We start from the raw sequence: 15676 nt of genomic DNA, 5'->3' as shown, positions 1-15676 counted from the left end.
GCACCGGACAACGACTCCTCGCCCTGGCAGCCGGCATCTGGCACAACTGGACCACCGGCGCCAAGATCAAACGATCCCTGATCGCCTACGACCACTGAGAACATCGGACTCACTCATCTAGGCGCATTCGGCGCCGCTCATCGGCCCGGTCCGGCCGGTCGTAGGGCCGGGCCGACCGGGGCGCTCAGCGAACCGGTGCGGCAAAGGGAAGGGCGCCGAAGAGGTCGGCCGCGCGGTCGTGGGGGACACGGGCGGCGATGTGGCCGTCCGGACGGATGAGGACGAGCTCGCCCCGGCTCGGCGCGTATATCCGTCGGTATGCGCCGGCGCCGTCGAGAATCCCGTCGGCGGTGTCGATCCTGTGCACGTGCAGGGGGAAGGATCCGGCACGGTCGGTGAGGGCCGGGTCGTCGTTGTCGAAAGCGATCAGAGTCCACTGCGGGCCGCGGGTGAGGTCGAACAGATCCCCGGAGAAGCCGGGGCCGCGCAGACCGGTGGCGTTTGGTGCCCGGTCTCCGGCGACCGGCCCCTCGGCGCGATCGTCCAAGCGGCTGCCGTAGCGGATGCCGAGGCCGGTCGTCAGGGCGTCGTCGGCGAGTTCTGCGAGGGCCGCGCCCAGCTTGTCGGCGTCGTCGCCGAGCCGCAGGGTCGTCCGGTCCAGCTTGTGCGTGCTCGACGCGAGCACGGTCCGCGCGACGGGCGCCCGCTCGGCGGAATAGGTGTCCAGCAGGTCGGGGTGCGCGCCGCCGAGGACCGCGCCCAGCTTCCAGCCGAGATTGTAGGCGTCCTGGATGCCGGTGTTCATGCCCTGGCCGCCGGCGGGCGTGTGCACATGTGCGGCATCACCCGCGAACAACACCCGTGCCCTGCGGTAGTCGTTGAGCATGCGGATGTTGACGCGGTAGACCGAGAGCCAGGTCGCGCTCGTCAGCGTGACTCCGGCGTTCCGCTCGTCCAGCAGCCGTTGGTAGAGCTCGCGGGTCGGGGTGCCCGGCTGTGTGCCTGCCGGGACGGGGGCTTGCAACTGCCACAGGTCGCTGTGGGGCAGCGGCGTGAGGGCGAGCATCCCCTCGTCGGAGGTCCAGACGTGCATATGGTCGCGGGCCAGGCCGTCGACGGTGACGTCGCCGATGTACCAGCGCTCTGTCTCGCGGGTCTCCCCCTCCAGACGGAGACCGAGCAGCCTGCGGACCGTGCTCTTACCGCCGTCGGCTGCCACGACGTAGCGTGCCCGCAGCCTGCGGGCGCCGTCCGGCGTGCGGAGGGTGGTGGTGACGCCGTCCCGGTCCTGCACGAGGCCGACCGCTTCCGCCCGGTGCTCCACCGAACCGCCCAGTTGGCGCAGTCGTTCGCGCAGCGCGTGCTCGACGTCGAACTGGCCGATCCAGAGCGGATCGGGATAGGGCGTCTGGAAGGAACTCCTGGCGCGGAGTGTGATCGAGGGGCGGTCGACGACACGGCCGGACGAGTCGTGGAAGCGCAGCGGCAGACCGGCGACGCCATGGCGCACGACGTGCTCGACGGCGCCGAGGTCATCGAGCACCTCCAGGGAGCGGGGCTGGATCGTCTTGGCCTTGGACGCGCGGCCGGCGGTCGCCTCCCGCTCGACGATCTCGCAGCTGACGCCGCGTCGAGCGAGGTCGCAGGCCAGCGTGAGGCCCACTGGGCCGGCTCCGACGATGAGGACGTCTGTCCGGAGCGCGCCGTGCTCGTTCATGTCGAGCCTCCCCGAAGTGTCGACGCAGGGCATCGAACGGCTTATTAGATGCAGAGCCGCATCTTCTGAGGGTGAGGCTATGCGCGGCTGTTAAGATGCGCAAGTGCATCCTAAAGAGAATGGGCCGGTCCAGCGTCGGCGCGGCGCGGAGCTGGAGAAGGCACTGCTCACCGCGGCATGGGCGGTGCTGCGTGAACACGGATACGCCGGCTTCACCCTCGAAGCCGTGGCCGGCCGGGCAGCCACCAGCCGACCGGTCATCGCCCGCCGGTGGGCGACCCGCAACGACTTGCTGCGCGCCACCATCACGCACGCCGGCGTGACCCGGCGCACCCCGATGCCGGACACCGGCAGCCTGCGCGGTGACCTCGTCGCCTTCCTGCGTGAGCTCAACCGCTCGCGTCTGGACTTCGCGGTGGTCCTGGGCGTGCAGCTCGGCGGCTACTACCAGGAGACCGGCGAAACCCTGTCCGAGCTGCGCGATGTCCTGCTCAAGGAGCAGGAACCGGTACTCGACCAGATCCTCGCGGCGGCCGCCGAGCGCGGCGAACTCGATCCTGACCGGCTGACCGCGCGTATCCGGTCCCTGCCGGTGGACCTACTGCGCCACCACGCCTTCATGACCTTCCAGGCGATGCCGGACGACGGCATCGAAGAAATCGTCGACACGATCTTCCTGCCCCTCGTCCGTCCCCCTCGGCCCGTGCCGGGCGGCGGCTCGTGACGCGACGGCTTGAGCGGAGTCGTTCCGGGCGCCCTTGACGATTCCGCTGTCGCCCCCGCGTTCCGCTCAGAGGAAGGTGTGCCCCTCGCCCCGGTACGTGGGCACGGTCGCCGTCACCTCGTCGCCCTGGACGAGGTGCAGCGACGCGAACCGTTCGCACAGCTCGCCCGCCTTGGCGTGCCGGAACCACACCCGGTCGCCGATCAGCAGGTCGTCGGCGGGCGAGCCGAGCAGCGGGGTCTGCACCTCGCCCGCGCCCTCCTGCGGGTCGTACGCGAGGCCCTCCGGCAGATACGGCACCGGCGAGCGGTCGGGGCCCGCCGCGCCGGAGGCCGGGTAGCCGCCGCCGAGCACGGTGACGACGCCCACGCCCGGCCGCCGTACCACCGGCAGCGCGAAGAGCGCCGCCGGACGGCCGCTGAAGGACGTGTAGTTGTCGAACAGCCGCGGCACATACAGCCCGGATCCCGCCGCGATCTCGGTGACCGCGGACTCGGCGGCGGTGTGCTGCACACTGCCGGTGCCACCGCCGTTGACGAACTCCAGGTCCGGCGCGACGGCCCGCACCGCGCGCACCGCCGCACCGCGCCGCTCGGCCAGCTCCCGGCGGGCGGCGGCCTGCATCAGCCGGATCGCCCGCGACCGCAGCGGCCGCCCGGCGACGGCGTCACCGACCCCCGCGACATGCCCCTCGTACGCCATCACCCCGACCAGCCGGAACCCGGGGCGTTCGGCCACCACCCGGGCGACCTCGGCGAGTTGGGCGGGGGAGTGCAGCGGGGAGCGGCGGGCGCCGATCCGCACCCGGCCGCCGAACAGCTTCAGGGCGGTGTCCAACTCCAGGCATATCCGCACCACTTCGCGTCCGCCGTCGCGGGCGGCGTCGATCAGGTCGAGCTGGGCGGGGTCGTCCACCATCACGGTGACGGCGGCGGCGAGCTTGGGATCGGCGGTCAGTTCGGCGAATTTGGAGCGGTCGGCGGAGGGGTAGGCGAGCAGGATGTCGTCGAAGCCCGAACGCGCCAGCCACAGCGACTCGGCGAGGGTGAACGACATGATGCCCTGGAAGCCGTCCCTGGCCAGCACCCGCTCCAGCAGGGCACGGCAGCGCACGGACTTGCTCGCGACCCGAACCGGCTTGCCGCCGGAGCGGCGGACCAGATCGGCCGCGTTGGCGTCGAAAGCCTCCAGGTCCACGAGCGCCAGCGGCGCTTCGAGATGGGCGGTGGCCCGGTCGTACCGGGCCCGGTCGGCGGCACGCGCAGTCATGCCGGAAGCCTGCCAGAAGGGATTACCGCAGGGTAGAGGGACGTTCCGGGCAAGTGCCCCGGCCTCCCCCACTGGTTCCGCCCCGGCCCCCGACAACCCGTAGAGTGACGCGCACGTACGACGGACCCGCCCGGGATGGGGGCCCGGTCGTACGGGTACGAGGAGACGGCCCGGGTCGCGAGGAAACGGGGAACGCATGACCACGGAAGCACGCCACTCCTCCCTGCCGCCGGGCCCGTCGCCCTCCTCCGGCCCCCGCGCGGGCGCCGGTTGGAGCGCGGGCAGCGGCATCCCGGCCGGCGTTCCCGGCAGGGCAAGCGCGGACGGTGCCCGGGTCACCGCCGCCGCACCCCTGGGGGACGACCCCGGTGACGAGCCGTCCGTCTTCACCCCGCGCGGCCCGGCCGACGCCGAAAGACCGGCCGACGGCACGTCCCGCGGCCGTACCGTCCCCGAGGCCGTCGACTCCGTGAGCCCGCCGCCACCCCCCGCCTCCGCCCGCTTCCCCGACGCCCCGCCCCGCGCGGCCCGCCCGCGCACGGAGACCGACGCGCCGCGCCCCGCGTACGCCGACGCGAGCGGGGGGAGTACGAGCACGGGGGGTACCGGAAGCGGCCCCGGTGACGGCGGCATCAGCACCGCCAGCACCCAGATCACCCGGATCGACCTGGAGGTTCCGCTCTGGCTCAACGCCTGGCTGGACGCTCCCGCGCGCCCTCCCACGGGCGTGTCGGCGCACGCGACCCGGCCCACCACCCGCTGGCACCCCCAGCCGCCCGCCCCGCACGCCCCCGACCCGGCCCGGACCCGGCAGAGCGCCGCCCGGCCCCATGTCACGTTCGGGGAACCCGACCTGTTCCGGGTGCGCAGGCGGGGGCGGGCCGTCGTCGCCGGGGTCTGCCTGGTGCTCGGGATCGGGCTCATCGGCGGCGCCGCGGCCGGGAGTTGGATCGCGGAGGAGCACGAGGACAGCGCCGCGCAGGGCTTCGCCGCGGCCGTGCCCGCATGGCACAGCGTGCCCGTCGACACCCTGTTCCCGCCCGTCGTACAGGGGGCGGGGGACGGGCCCGGCGGGGCGGACCGGACCTGGACGCGGATCGCCGTCGCCCCGGACGGCGGCTGCGCCGACGGGTTCGACCCGCTGCTGTGGAAGGTCCTCGCCGACGCCGGCTGCCGTCGGCTGCTGCGCGCCACCTACACGGACGCCACCCAGAGCTATGTGACCACCGTCGGCCTGCTGTTCACCAAGGCCGACCCCGCGGGCATGTCCGCGCTCGCCACCCGCTTCCGCACCCAGCACCTCGCCGAACGCCCCGATCTGATGCCCCGCCCGTATGCCGCGCGGAACACCCCCGCGGCCGGTTTCGGCGACGACCAGCGCGCCACCTGGACCATCTCCGTGCGCACCGACGCCCCCGTCGTCGTGTACGCCGTCTCGGGCTGGGCGGACGGCCGGAGCGTGGACACCCCCCAGCCCGCCGCCGACGCCGTACGGGCCGGTGCCACCACCGCGCAGGCCCAGTCCGGTCTCGGCGACGAGGCCCAGGGACTGTCCGGACAGATAGCGCGGCGGCTGCGCCGGACCGTCGGCTCCACCGCCCCGAACGCCACGAAGAGACCCTCATGAAGCGTGCCGCCGGGGCCGCGGTGAGCGCCCTGCTCGCCGGTGCCCTCACCCTGCTGCCCACCGCCGCCGCCCACGCCGACGGCATCCGCGCCCAGCAGTGGGGCCTGTCCGCCCTCCACCTCGACCAGGCCTGGCACACCACCAGGGGCCAGGGCGTCACCGTCGCCGTCCTCGACACCGGCGTCCAGGAGGACCACCCCGACCTCGTCGGCAATGTGCTGCCCGCCAAGGACATGATCGGCTTCGGCGCCCGGCCGGGCGATCGCACCTGGGGGCGGCACGGCACCGCCATGGCCGGGATCATCGCCGGACACGGCCATGGACCCGGCGGCTCCGACGGCGTCATGGGCGTCGCCCCCGAGGCGAAGATCCTTCCCGTACGGGTGATCCTGGAGGACAGCGACCCCGCCCGCGCCAAGGCCCGCACCACCCGCGGCAGCGCCCTCGCCGACGGCATCCGCTGGGCCGCCGACCACGGCGCCGACGTCATCAACCTCTCCCTCGGCGACGACTCCGCCTCCGCCCACCCCGAACCCGGCGAGGACGAGGCCGTGCAGTACGCCCTGAAGAAGGGCGTGGTCGTCGTCGCCTCCGCGGGCAACGGCGGCGACAAGGGCGACCACGTCTCCTACCCGGCGGCCTACCCCGGCGTCGTCGTCGCCACCGCCGTCGACCGCTACGGCACCCGCGCCGCCTTCTCCACCCGCCGCTGGTACGCCGCGGTCAGCGCGCCCGGTGTCGACGTCGTCATCGCCGACCCCGACCACAAGTACTACGAGGGCTGGGGCACCTCGGCCGCCTCCGCCTACGTCTCGGGGGTCGCCGCCCTGATCAAGTCGGCCCACCCGGGGCTGGGCCCGGCCCAGATCAAGACGCTCCTCGAGGACACCGCCGACGCCCCGCCGGCCGGTGGCCGCGACGACTCCCGGGGCTACGGCACGATCGACCCGGTGGCCGCCCTTACCGCCGCCGACCGCCTCAAACCCGAGAAGCTGAGCCCGGCGTCGTACCCCCGTGAGTACTTCGGCCCCGGCCCCGACGCGCCCAGGGCGACCGGATCCGCCGCCGACTGGGCGGCGCCCCTCGCGGGCAGTGTCGGCGGGGTGCTGCTGGTCGTGGGCGTGATCCTGTGGCGCGGCCGCAGACAGCCCTTCTGAGGCGGGCACCGGGCCGCCGCCGAGCCGTGCCGTTTCCCCCGATAGGGTCGGTGACCGTGGCGAACAAGAACATCCCCGACTCCGGCTACTCCGACGACGACGGCTCCGCCGACCCCCGGCTCGGTGCCGCGCTCGCCGCGTGGGCCGAGGACCGCACCGCCGTCGGACCGGTCCTCCAGGCGCTGAAGGGCGCCCGGCTGCTGGTGCCGGTCGTCGCCGTCCTCGGTGAGGTGGAGGAGGACGAGAACGGGCTGCGCCGTGAGAAGACCAGCGACATGGCCGTACCCACCCTCAAGGCCGGTGGTCGTACCGCGCTGCCCGCCTTCACCTCCACCGACTCCCTCGCCCGCTGGGACCCCGCGGCCCGGCCGGTCGCCGTACCCCTGCACCAGGCGCTCCAGGCCGCCGCGCACGAGAAGGCCGACACGGTGGTGCTGGACCTCGCGGGACCGGTGCCGTTCGAGCTGACCGGGCCCGCGCTGCTCGCCCTCGCCGAGGGCCGTACCAGCACCGACCCGCTGGCCGACCCGGCCGTGACCGCGGCCGTGCGCACGGCGGTGGCGGCCGAGCCCGCCGTGCGGCGGGCCCATCTGGTGCCCGGCCCGGCCGACGGCACCCTCGCCCTCGTCCTGGACCCGGCCGCCCCGCCCGCCGAGACCGCCCAGGCGATCGCCGGCCGGCTCGCCGCCGACGAAACACTGAGGGCCCGCCTGGTGCGCGGCCTCGACCTGGCACTGCTGCCGGCCGGGACGACGCCTCCGGGCGAGCCCCTGTACGTGAAGGAGTAGCTCAGCTGTAGATCGGGCCGGTGTACTTCTCGCCCGGCCCCTGGCCCGGCTCGTCCGGGACGATCGAGGCCTCGCGGAAGGCCAGCTGGAGCGACTTCAGGCCGTCGCGCAGCGGGGCCGCGTGGAAGGAGCTGATCTCGGTCGCGCCGCCGTCCAGCAGACCGGCGAGGGCGGTGATCAGCTTGCGCGCCTCGTCCAGGTCCTTGAACGTGTCGCCCTCCTCGCTGAGCCCGAGCTTCACGGCGGCGGCGCTCATCAGGTTGACGGCGACCGTCACGATCACCTCGACGGCGGGGACCTCGGCGATATCGCGGGCCATCGCGTCGAAGTCGGGGTTCTCGGCAGGGGTCTCACTCATGTCCCACACCCTAAGCGGCCCGTCGCCCTCCCGATGACGCCCGCCCGATTAGCCCTTGTCAAGCCATCCTGCTAATCTGGTGGGCGACCGGCCGGACGTAGGTACACACCTATCGCTCGGCCCACAAGTGGAGGCTCCGATCTCCCACCCGCACCGTCCCCCGGGACGGCGGGTCTCCGGTCAGGCGGCCGCCATCGTTCCGTACGGACGATGGAGTCGCCCGATTCGCGCCCCGCGTCCATCGCGGCGGTGCTCCGGTAATCAGGAGCCCCGCCTGTGATCGTCCGGGGCATTTTTTGTGCTTCGGCGCGGTTGGTCTGACGAACACAGACGTTACGCGGCAGTCCGCCAGGCCGTCGCGTGGTGCTATCGAGGAGGATCCATCAGCGCCGAGCCCCGCATCAACGACCGGATTCGCGTTCCCGAGGTGCGACTTGTCGGTCCCAGTGGCGAGCAGGTCGGCATCGTGCCGCTCGCGAAGGCACTGGAGCTTGCGCAGGAGTACGACCTGGACCTGGTCGAGGTGGCGGCGACCGCCCGTCCGCCCGTGTGCAAGCTCATGGACTACGGGAAGTTCAAGTACGAGTCGGCCATGAAGGCCCGTGAGGCGCGCAAGAACCAGGCGCACACGGTCATCAAGGAGATGAAGCTCCGGCCGAAGATCGACCCGCACGACTATGACACCAAGAAGGGTCACGTCGTCCGGTTCCTCAAGCAGGGCGACAAGGTCAAGATCACGATCATGTTCCGTGGTCGCGAGCAGTCCCGGCCCGAGCTGGGCTACCGACTGCTGCAGCGCCTCGCGGAGGACGTCCAGGACCTCGGTTTCGTCGAGTCGAACCCGAAGCAGGACGGCCGAAACATGATCATGGTTCTCGGTCCGCACAAGAAGAAGACCGAGGCGATGGCCGAGGCCCGTCAGGCGCAGGAGGCCCGCAAGGCCGACGCGAAGGCGAACCCCGGCAAGTCGCAGAACCCGGCCGAGGCATCGTCCGAGGAACTCGCCGAGGCCGAGGAGTCGTCCGAGGCATCGTCCGAGGAACCCGCCGAGGCGTGATCCCGGGGAGCCCCACGGCTCCCAAGGATGTAACCGAAACAAGAGCGACGCTCCACCGTGCCCGGTTTTCGCGACCGGGCACCGGAGCGCCACCGACGAGGAGAGAACGGCGCTATGCCGAAGAACAAGTCGCACAGCGGTGCCAGCAAGCGCTTCAAGGTCACCGGCTCCGGCAAGGTGCTCCGCGAGCGCGCCGGCAAGCGCCACCTGCTTGAGCACAAGTCGTCCCGCGTGACGCGTCGCCTCACCGGCAACGCCGAGATGGCCCCGGGCGACGCCGCGAAGATCAAGAAGCTTCTCGGCAAGTGACGCCGCGGCGCTCGTCGAGCGCCGTGCGTCTGGACCGGGACCCAATCGTTTCCGGGTCGTGTGAGGACACCCACGACCCCGCTACAAGGAGTTAACAAGTGGCACGCGTCAAGCGGGCAGTCAACGCCCACAAGAAGCGCCGGGCGATCCTGGAGCAGGCCTCCGGCTACCGTGGTCAGCGTTCGCGCCTGTACCGCAAGGCCAAGGAGCAGGTCACCCACTCGCTGGTCTACAACTACAACGACCGCAAGAAGCGCAAGGGCGACTTCCGTCAGCTGTGGATCCAGCGCATCAACGCCGCTGCCCGCGCCAACGGCATGACCTACAACCGCTTCATCCAGGGTCTGAAGGCCGCGAACGTCGAGGTCGACCGCAAGATCCTGGCCGAGCTGGCCGTCAACGACGTGAACGCGTTCGCCGCGCTCGTCGAGGTCGCGCAGAAGGCGCTGCCGTCGGACGTCAACGCGCCCAAGGCCGCGTGACGCCGCGCTGAGCTTCAGCCGAAATAACACCGGGACCCGCAGGCTGTCGGCTTGCGGGTCTCGCTGTTGAGGTCCCCCGGCGCGTTTTCGGCCGCGGTGCGTCGTGGTTGCTCGCGCCCGCGCGGCGGAGCCGCAGATCAGGCACAGCCCCGCGCCCCTTCGGGGCGCGACACCATCACGTCTCTCCGGAAAGCGAAGAAGAGCATGGTCCCCGTCAGCCCCGAGCTGATCTCTCCCCGTTCCGCCCGTGTCGCCGCAGCTCGGCGGCTCGCCAAGCGGAATTTCCGGGGGAAGGACCGGCTGTTCCTCGCGGAGGGGCCGCAGGCCGTGCGGGAGGCGGCGGCGCACCGGGACGGCGGGCAGGCGACGCTGGTCGAGCTGTTCGCCACGGTCGAGGCCGCGGAGCGGTACGCCGACATCGTCGGTGAGGCCCGTGCCGCAGGCGCCCGGGTGCATCTCGCCGCCGAGGACGTCATCGCCGACATCTCCACCACGGTCACCCCGCAGGGGCTCGTCGGCGTCTGCCGGTTCCTGGACACCCCGTTCGAGGACGTCCTCGCCGCCCGCCCCCGGCTGGTCGCCGTGCTCGCGCACGTGCGCGACCCCGGCAACGCGGGCACCGTGCTGCGCTGCGCGGACGCCGCGGGCGCCGACGCCGTCGTCCTCACCGACGCCTCCGTGGACCTGTACAACCCCAAGGCCGTGCGCGCCTCCGTCGGCTCCCTGTTCCACCTCCCGGTCGCCGTCGGCGTCCCCGTGGAGCAGGCCATCGAGCGGCTCAAGGACGCCGGGGTGCGCATCCTCGCCGCCGACGGCGCGGGCGATCACGACCTGGACGAGGAACTGGACGAGGGCACCATGGGCGGGCCCACCGCCTGGGTGTTCGGCAACGAGGCATGGGGACTGCCGGAGGAGACCCGGGACCTCGCCGACGCCGTCGTACGGGTGCCCATCCACGGCAGGGCCGAGAGCCTGAACCTGGCCACGGCCGCCGCCGTCTGCCTGTACGCCTCGGCTCGCGCGCAGCGCGCCCGCGGAGGGTGCCGTTCCGTCACCCAGAGCTAGTAGGGTGGCCAGCTCGGGGCCCTGCGCCGTATGAGAGGTGGGGTACGGGGATGAGTGTGGCCGGCACGAGCACCGGGCCGGAGGGACGGGACACGCGGGGGGCACCCGCGTCCTCGTGCGGTGCGGGCGGGCTCGATCCCGACCAGCTCCCCGACGGACTGGTGGTCGCCGACGAGCGGGGACGCGTCGTCGGGTTCAACGCGGCCGCGGAGCGCATCACCGCCGTACCCGCCGCCGAGGCCCTCGGACAGCCGCTGGAGAAGGCGCTGCCGTTAGAGGACCTGGAGGGGCGCCGCTGGTGGCAGCTCACCGATCCCTACGGGGGCCTCTCCACCCGGACCCGGCAGCCCGAGCGCAATCTGCTGCTGCCCGGCGGCCGTGAGGTGCTCGTCACCGCCCGGTACGTCCGCACCGCGCCCCTCGGCCCCGTGCACCGTCTGATCATCTGCCTGCGGGACACCGAGGCCCGCCGGCGCACCGAGCGCAGCCACGCCGAGCTGATCGCGACCGTCGCCCATGAGCTGCGCTCCCCGCTGACCTCCGTCAAGGGTTTCACCGCCACGCTGCTCGCCAAGTGGGAGCGGTTCACCGACGACCAGAAGCGGCTGATGCTGGAGACCGTCGACGCGGACGCCGACCGGGTCACCCGGCTCATCGCCGAGCTGCTGGACATCTCCCGGATCGACTCGGGGCGCCTGGAGGTGCGCAGGCAGCCCGTCGACATAGGGGCCGCCGTCTCCCGCCACATCCAGGCGTACGTCGCCGCCGGACAGAGCGCCGGACGCTTCCTGCTGCGCATCGAGCAGCCGCTGCCCGATCTGTGGGCCGACCCCGACAAGATCGACCAGGTGCTCAGCAACCTGCTGGAAAATGCCGTGCGGCACGGCGAGGGAACCGTCACCATTGACATCACGCCCACGGCGTCCCCCCGCGAGGGCGAGGAAGCCGGCACATCGGTCACGGTGAGCGACGAAGGGCCCGGCATCCCGGAGGAGTCCATGAACCGCGTCTTCACCCGCTTCTGGCGGGGCAGCAAGCGCGGTGGCACCGGACTGGGGCTGTATATCGTCAAGGGCATCGTCGAGGCCCACGGCGGCACCATCACGGTCGGCCGCGCCCGCGGCGGCGGCGCCGAGTTCCGATTTACGTTGCCCGTGAGCGCCCCGGCGTATCTCGCCTAGCGGCCCACGGGCTCTTCGTACAGCTCCACCCCGTTAGACTCGGCCTTTGGCACCTTTGCGTCCTGCACACGGCCCTCGCGAGTCGAGTCGGTGACGGGGACCATCCGCCAGCAATCGGAAGCACGGGAAGAGATGTCGGCACCCAATAAGTCGTACGACCCTGTCGAGGTCGAGGCGTTGAAACCGGAAGAGATCGAGCGCATGCGGGACGAGGCGCTCGCCGCCTTCGCCGCCGCGGACTCCCTCGACGCGCTCCACGAGGCGAAGGTCGCCCACACCGGCCCCGCGTCCGCGCTCTCGCTCGCCAACCGCGAGATCGGCGCCCTGCCCCCGCACGCCAAGGCCGAGGCCGGCAAGCGCGTCGGCATGGCCCGCGGCGCCGTCAACAAGGGGCTCGCCGCCCGCCAGACCGAGCTGGAGGCCGAGCGTGACGCCCGGGTGCTCGTCGAGGAGGACGTCGATGTCACGCTGCCGTACGACCGCGTCCCGGCCGGTGCCCGGCACCCGCTGACCACGCTGTCGGAGCGCATCGAGGACATCTTCGTGGCCATGGGCTACGAGGTCGCCGAGGGCCCCCAGGCGGAGGCCGAGTGGTTCAACTTCGACGCCCTGAACATCGGCCCGGACCACCCGGCCCGCGGTGAGGCCGACACGTTCTTCGTCGAGGGCCCGGACGGCGGCGCCGAGTCGGGTGTGGTCATGCGCACCCACACCTCGCCCGTGCAGATCCGCTCGCTGCTCGGCCGTGAGCTGCCGGTCTACGTGATCTGCCCCGGCCGCGTCTACCGCACCGACGAGCTGGACGCCACGCACACGCCCGTCTTCCACCAGGTCGAGCTGCTCGCCGTGGACGAGGGCCTGACCATGGCCGACCTCAAGGGCACCCTGGACCACATGGTCCAGTCCCTGTTCGGCGCGGGCATGAAGACCCGGCTGCGCCCGAACTTCTTCCCCTTCACCGAGCCGAGCGCCGAGATGGACATGCTCTGCTACGTGTGCAAGGGCGAGTCCGTCGGCAACCCCGACCGTCCCTGCCGCACCTGCTCCAGCGAGGGCTGGATCGAGCTGGGCGGCTGCGGCATGGTCAACCCGCGGGTGCTCACCGCCTGCGGCGCCGACCCGGAGAAGTACAGCGGCTTCGCCTTCGGGTTCGGCATCGAGCGGATGCTGATGTTCCGCCACAACGTCGAAGACATGCGAGACATGGTCGAGGGTGACATTCGGTTCACCCGGCCCTTCGGGATGGAGATCTGATGCGGGTCCCGCTTTCTTGGCTGCGGGAGTACGTCGACCTGCCGGCCACCGAGACCGGCCGTGACGTCCAGGCCAAGCTCATCTCCGCCGGTCTCGAGGTCGAGACCGTCGAGCAGCTCGGCGCCGACCTCAAGGGTCCCCTGGTCGTCGGCCAGGTGCTGACCATCGAGGAGCTGGAGGGCTTCAAGAAGCCGATCCGCTTCTGCACGGTCGACGTCGGCCAGGCCAACGGCACCGGCGAGCCCCAGGAGATCGTCTGCGGCGCCCGCAACTTCGCGGTCGGCGACAAGGTCGTCGTGGTGCTGCCCGGCGCCACCCTGCCCGGCGGCTTCTCCATCGCCGCCCGCAAGACCTACGGCCGGGTCTCGCACGGCATGATCTGCTCCAGCGACGAGCTGGGCATGGGCGAGGACAGCACCCACGGCATCATCGTGCTGCCGCCGGAGACCGAGGCGGGCAAGGACGCCATCGAGCTCCTGGAGCTGGTGGACGAGGTCCTGGACATCGCCGTCACCGCCAACCGCGGCGACTGCCTGTCCATCCGCGGTGTCGCCCGCGAGACCGCCATCGCCTACGGCCTGCCGCTGCGCGACCCCGCCCTGATCGACGTGCCCGCGCCCAACGCGTACGGCTACCCGGTCCAGGTCTCCGACCCGTTCGGCTGCGACCGCTTCACCGCGCGCACCGTCACCGGGCTGCGCCCCGAGACCCGCTCCCCGCTCTGGCTCCAGCGCCGGCTCCAGAAGGTCGGCATGCGCCCGATCTCGCTGGCCGTCGACATCACCAACTACGTGATGATGGAGCTGGGCCAGCCGCTGCACGCCTACGACCGCACCTCGGTCCAGGGCACCATCGGGGTGCGCCGCGCCCAGGAGGGCGAGAAGCTCGTCACCCTGGACGGCGTCGAGCGCACGCTGCACGCCGAGGACCTGGTCATCACCGACGAGCGCGGCCCCATCGGCCTCGCCGGTGTGATGGGCGGCGCCAACACCGAGATCGCCGACCACGGCGAGGACGCGGCGAACGCGACCACCGAGGTCGTCATCGAGGCGGCCCACTTCAACGCGATCTCCATCGCGCGCACGGCCCGCCGCCACAAGCTGCTGTCCGAGGCCTCCCGCCGCTTCGAGCGCGGGGTGGACCCGGCCGCCGCGGCCGCCGCCGCACAGCGCACCGTGGACCTGCTGGTGCTGCTCGCGGGCGGCGCCGCCGAGGCGGGCGTCACCGAGGTCATCGCGCCCTCCGCGCCGCACACCATCACCGTCCCGGCGGACCACCCGGACAAGGTCGCGGGTGTCGCCTACGGCCGAGAGACCGTCGTACGCCGCCTCCAGGAGGTCGGCTGCGACGTCTACGGTCAGGACGAGCTGATCGTCACCGTGCCGTCCTGGCGGCCCGACCTGACGGACCCGAACGACCTCGCCGAAGAGGTCATCCGGCTGGAGGGTTACGAGAACCTGCCCGCCACGCTGCCCAAGCCCCCGGCGGGCCGCGGTCTGACCGCCCGCCAGCGGCTGCACCGCCGTATCGGCCGCGCGCTGGCCGGCGCCGGCTATGTCGAGGCGCTGAACTACCCGTTCCTCGGCGAGCAGGTCTTCGACCAGCTCGGGCTGGACGCGGGCGACCCGGTCCGCCGGGTCGTCAGGCTGGTCAACCCGCTCAGCGACGAGGAGCCCGCGCTCCGTACGACGCTGCTGCCGGGCCTGCTGGGCGCGCTGCGGCGCAACACCGGCCGCGGCGGGCACGACCTGGCCCTGTTCGAGACCGGTCTGGTCTTCCACCCGCGCGAGGAGCGCTCGGCCGCCGGGCATCTGCCGGTGGACCGGCGTCCCACCGACGAGGAGATCGCGCGGCTGAACGCCGCGCTGCCCGAGCAGCCGCGGCACGCCGCCGTCGTCCTCACGGGCGCCCGTGAGCAGGCCGGCTGGTGGGGCAAGGGGCGCCCGGCCGACTGGGCCGACGCCGTCGAGGCCGCGCGCACCGTGGCCCACGAGGCCGGTGCCGAACTCGTCGTGCGCAAGGGCCAGTACGGCCCCTGGCACCCGGGCCGCTGCGCCGAGCTGCTCGTCGTCGTGAACGGCGCCGAGCGGGCCGTGGGGCACGCGGGCGAGCTGCACCCGCGCGTCGTCAAGGCGCTGGGCCTGCCGGAGCGCACCTGCGCGATGGAACTGGACCTGGACGTCCTGGAGGAGGCCGGCGACGGCATCCCGAAGGCGCCGAGCATCTCCTCCTTCCCGGTCGCCACGCAGGATGTCGCCCTCGTGGTCGACAAGCCGGTGCCGGCGGCCGAGGTCGAGGACGCGCTGCGCGCCGGTGCCGGTGAACTGCTGGAGTCCATCCGGCTGTTCGACGTCTACGAGAACGCCGAGCAGCTGGGCGAGGGCCGTAAGTCGCTGGCGTACGCGCTGCGCTTCCGCGCCCCCGACCGGACGCTGACGGTGGACGAGGCGTCGGCGGCCCGGGACGCGGCCGTCGCCCTGGCGGGCGAGCGCACCGGAGCCGTGCTGCGCGGCTGACCGCCGTAGCGCGTAGCGCAAGGGGCGCGCCCGGTCACGGACTTCCGTGGCCGGGCGCGCTGCCGTTCCGGCCGAAGGAACGTTTCCGACGTGCCGTCACTTCCTGCATAAATGCACTCCCACCTGCGCTTTCTCACTCGTTCGAGTGGTCATCGGAGGTGATCCAGTCCTC

Annotated in this window: 14 protein-coding genes and 1 pseudogene; 12 read left to right on the top strand and 3 right to left on the bottom strand. The window is 72.4% G+C overall.

What is annotated here, in order from left to right; translation table 11 throughout:
- Window positions 1-98: pseudogene (locus ACLF5H_RS27410) on the top strand (IS982 family transposase); the annotation flags it as partial.
- Window positions 99-184: 86 nt separating this feature from the next.
- On the opposite strand, the gene ACLF5H_RS27405 reads toward ACLF5H_RS27410, so the two are convergent.
- Window positions 185-1717: an FAD-dependent oxidoreductase gene (locus ACLF5H_RS27405; RefSeq protein ID WP_421678676.1), complete on the bottom strand. Its 1533-nt coding sequence runs from the start codon at window positions 1715-1717 to the stop codon at window positions 185-187.
- A gap of 103 nt (window positions 1718-1820) precedes the next feature.
- Between ACLF5H_RS27405 and ACLF5H_RS27400 the strand changes: the two genes are divergently transcribed.
- The gene (locus tag ACLF5H_RS27400; RefSeq protein ID WP_421678675.1) at window positions 1821-2441 is read left to right on the top strand and encodes a TetR-like C-terminal domain-containing protein; all 621 of its coding nucleotides are present in this window, start codon (window positions 1821-1823) and stop codon (window positions 2439-2441) included.
- 66 nt (window positions 2442-2507) lie between these two features.
- Here the strand turns inward: ACLF5H_RS27400 and ACLF5H_RS27395 are convergent, their stop codons facing one another.
- Window positions 2508-3710 (bottom strand): amino acid deaminase/aldolase, encoded by a 1203-nt coding sequence (locus ACLF5H_RS27395; RefSeq protein WP_421678674.1) that lies wholly within the window; start codon window positions 3708-3710, stop codon window positions 2508-2510.
- Window positions 3711-3906: 196 nt separating this feature from the next.
- Here ACLF5H_RS27395 and ACLF5H_RS27390 point away from each other — a divergent pair, with 196 nt between their 5' ends.
- Genes ACLF5H_RS27390 through ACLF5H_RS27380 form a run of 3 tightly spaced genes read left to right on the top strand, consistent with a single transcriptional unit; the run spans window position 3907 to window position 7282 of the window.
- Complete coding sequence (locus ACLF5H_RS27390; protein WP_421678673.1) at window positions 3907-5337, top strand: hypothetical protein; 1431 nt, start codon at window positions 3907-3909, stop codon at window positions 5335-5337.
- Complete coding sequence (mycP, locus tag ACLF5H_RS27385) at window positions 5334-6494, top strand: type VII secretion-associated serine protease mycosin (RefSeq protein ID WP_421678672.1); 1161 nt, start codon at window positions 5334-5336, stop codon at window positions 6492-6494. The genes ACLF5H_RS27390 and mycP overlap by 4 nt, the downstream gene beginning before the upstream one ends.
- A gap of 56 nt (window positions 6495-6550) precedes the next feature.
- Complete coding sequence (locus ACLF5H_RS27380) at window positions 6551-7282, top strand: SseB family protein (RefSeq protein WP_421678671.1); 732 nt, start codon at window positions 6551-6553, stop codon at window positions 7280-7282.
- A gap of 1 nt (window position 7283) precedes the next feature.
- Here the strand turns inward: ACLF5H_RS27380 and ACLF5H_RS27375 are convergent, their stop codons facing one another.
- Entirely contained in the window at window positions 7284-7640 is a 357-nt protein-coding gene (locus tag ACLF5H_RS27375) for a DUF1844 domain-containing protein (RefSeq protein ID WP_421678670.1), read from the bottom strand.
- Window positions 7641-8022: 382 nt separating this feature from the next.
- Between ACLF5H_RS27375 and infC the strand changes: the two genes are divergently transcribed.
- The 7 genes from infC (at window position 8023) to pheT (ending at window position 15504) form a co-directional block, all read left to right on the top strand.
- The gene (infC, locus tag ACLF5H_RS27370; RefSeq protein WP_421678679.1) at window positions 8023-8697 is read left to right on the top strand and encodes a translation initiation factor IF-3; all 675 of its coding nucleotides are present in this window, start codon (window positions 8023-8025) and stop codon (window positions 8695-8697) included.
- A 114-nt stretch (window positions 8698-8811) separates the two neighbouring features.
- Window positions 8812-9006: a 50S ribosomal protein L35 gene (rpmI, locus tag ACLF5H_RS27365; RefSeq protein WP_004933563.1), complete on the top strand. Its 195-nt coding sequence runs from the start codon at window positions 8812-8814 to the stop codon at window positions 9004-9006.
- 98 nt (window positions 9007-9104) lie between these two features.
- Window positions 9105-9488, top strand: a complete 384-nt coding sequence (gene rplT, locus ACLF5H_RS27360) for a 50S ribosomal protein L20 (protein WP_037651207.1) — start codon at window positions 9105-9107, stop codon at window positions 9486-9488.
- 204 nt (window positions 9489-9692) lie between these two features.
- On the top strand, window positions 9693-10553 hold the full coding sequence (locus ACLF5H_RS27355; protein ID WP_421678669.1) for a TrmH family RNA methyltransferase: 861 nt from the start codon (window positions 9693-9695) through the stop codon (window positions 10551-10553).
- A 50-nt stretch (window positions 10554-10603) separates the two neighbouring features.
- A complete protein-coding gene (locus ACLF5H_RS27350; protein ID WP_361680191.1) occupies window positions 10604-11734 on the top strand; it encodes a sensor histidine kinase in 1131 nt (376 codons plus the stop codon).
- Between the two features lie 132 nt (window positions 11735-11866).
- A complete protein-coding gene (gene pheS / locus ACLF5H_RS27345) occupies window positions 11867-12988 on the top strand; it encodes a phenylalanine--tRNA ligase subunit alpha (RefSeq protein ID WP_421678668.1) in 1122 nt (373 codons plus the stop codon).
- Entirely contained in the window at window positions 12988-15504 is a 2517-nt protein-coding gene (pheT, locus tag ACLF5H_RS27340) for a phenylalanine--tRNA ligase subunit beta (protein WP_421678667.1), read from the top strand. Before pheS ends, pheT begins: the two co-directional genes overlap by 1 nt.
- The last annotated feature ends 172 nt before the right edge of the window (window positions 15505-15676 follow it).

This window comes from Streptomyces sp. LaBMicrA B280, from assembly GCF_049222185.1.
Taxonomy (GTDB): Bacteria; Actinomycetota; Actinomycetes; order Streptomycetales; family Streptomycetaceae; genus Streptomyces; species Streptomyces murinus.
The sequence above is the reverse complement of the archived record's forward strand: the minus strand, read 5'-3'. Positions and strand labels throughout refer to the sequence as shown.

What these genes read in the sequence shown, in the direction of transcription:
- ACLF5H_RS27395 (WP_421678674.1), bottom strand. Translation starts at nt 3,710, where the DNA reads ATGACTGCGCGTGCCGCCGACCGGGCCCGGTACGACCGGGCCACCGCC.
- ACLF5H_RS27355 (WP_421678669.1), top strand. Translation starts at nt 9,693, where the DNA reads ATGGTCCCCGTCAGCCCCGAGCTGATCTCTCCCCGTTCCGCCCGTGTC.
- ACLF5H_RS27390 (WP_421678673.1), top strand. Translation starts at nt 3,907, where the DNA reads ATGACCACGGAAGCACGCCACTCCTCCCTGCCGCCGGGCCCGTCGCCC.
- ACLF5H_RS27350 (WP_361680191.1), top strand. Translation starts at nt 10,604, where the DNA reads ATGAGTGTGGCCGGCACGAGCACCGGGCCGGAGGGACGGGACACGCGG.
- pheS (WP_421678668.1), top strand. Translation starts at nt 11,867, where the DNA reads ATGTCGGCACCCAATAAGTCGTACGACCCTGTCGAGGTCGAGGCGTTG.
- rpmI (WP_004933563.1), top strand. Translation starts at nt 8,812, where the DNA reads ATGCCGAAGAACAAGTCGCACAGCGGTGCCAGCAAGCGCTTCAAGGTC.
- ACLF5H_RS27405 (WP_421678676.1), bottom strand. Translation starts at nt 1,717, where the DNA reads ATGAACGAGCACGGCGCGCTCCGGACAGACGTCCTCATCGTCGGAGCC.
- mycP (WP_421678672.1), top strand. Translation starts at nt 5,334, where the DNA reads ATGAAGCGTGCCGCCGGGGCCGCGGTGAGCGCCCTGCTCGCCGGTGCC.
- pheT (WP_421678667.1), top strand. Translation starts at nt 12,988, where the DNA reads ATGCGGGTCCCGCTTTCTTGGCTGCGGGAGTACGTCGACCTGCCGGCC.
- ACLF5H_RS27375 (WP_421678670.1), bottom strand. Translation starts at nt 7,640, where the DNA reads ATGAGTGAGACCCCTGCCGAGAACCCCGACTTCGACGCGATGGCCCGC.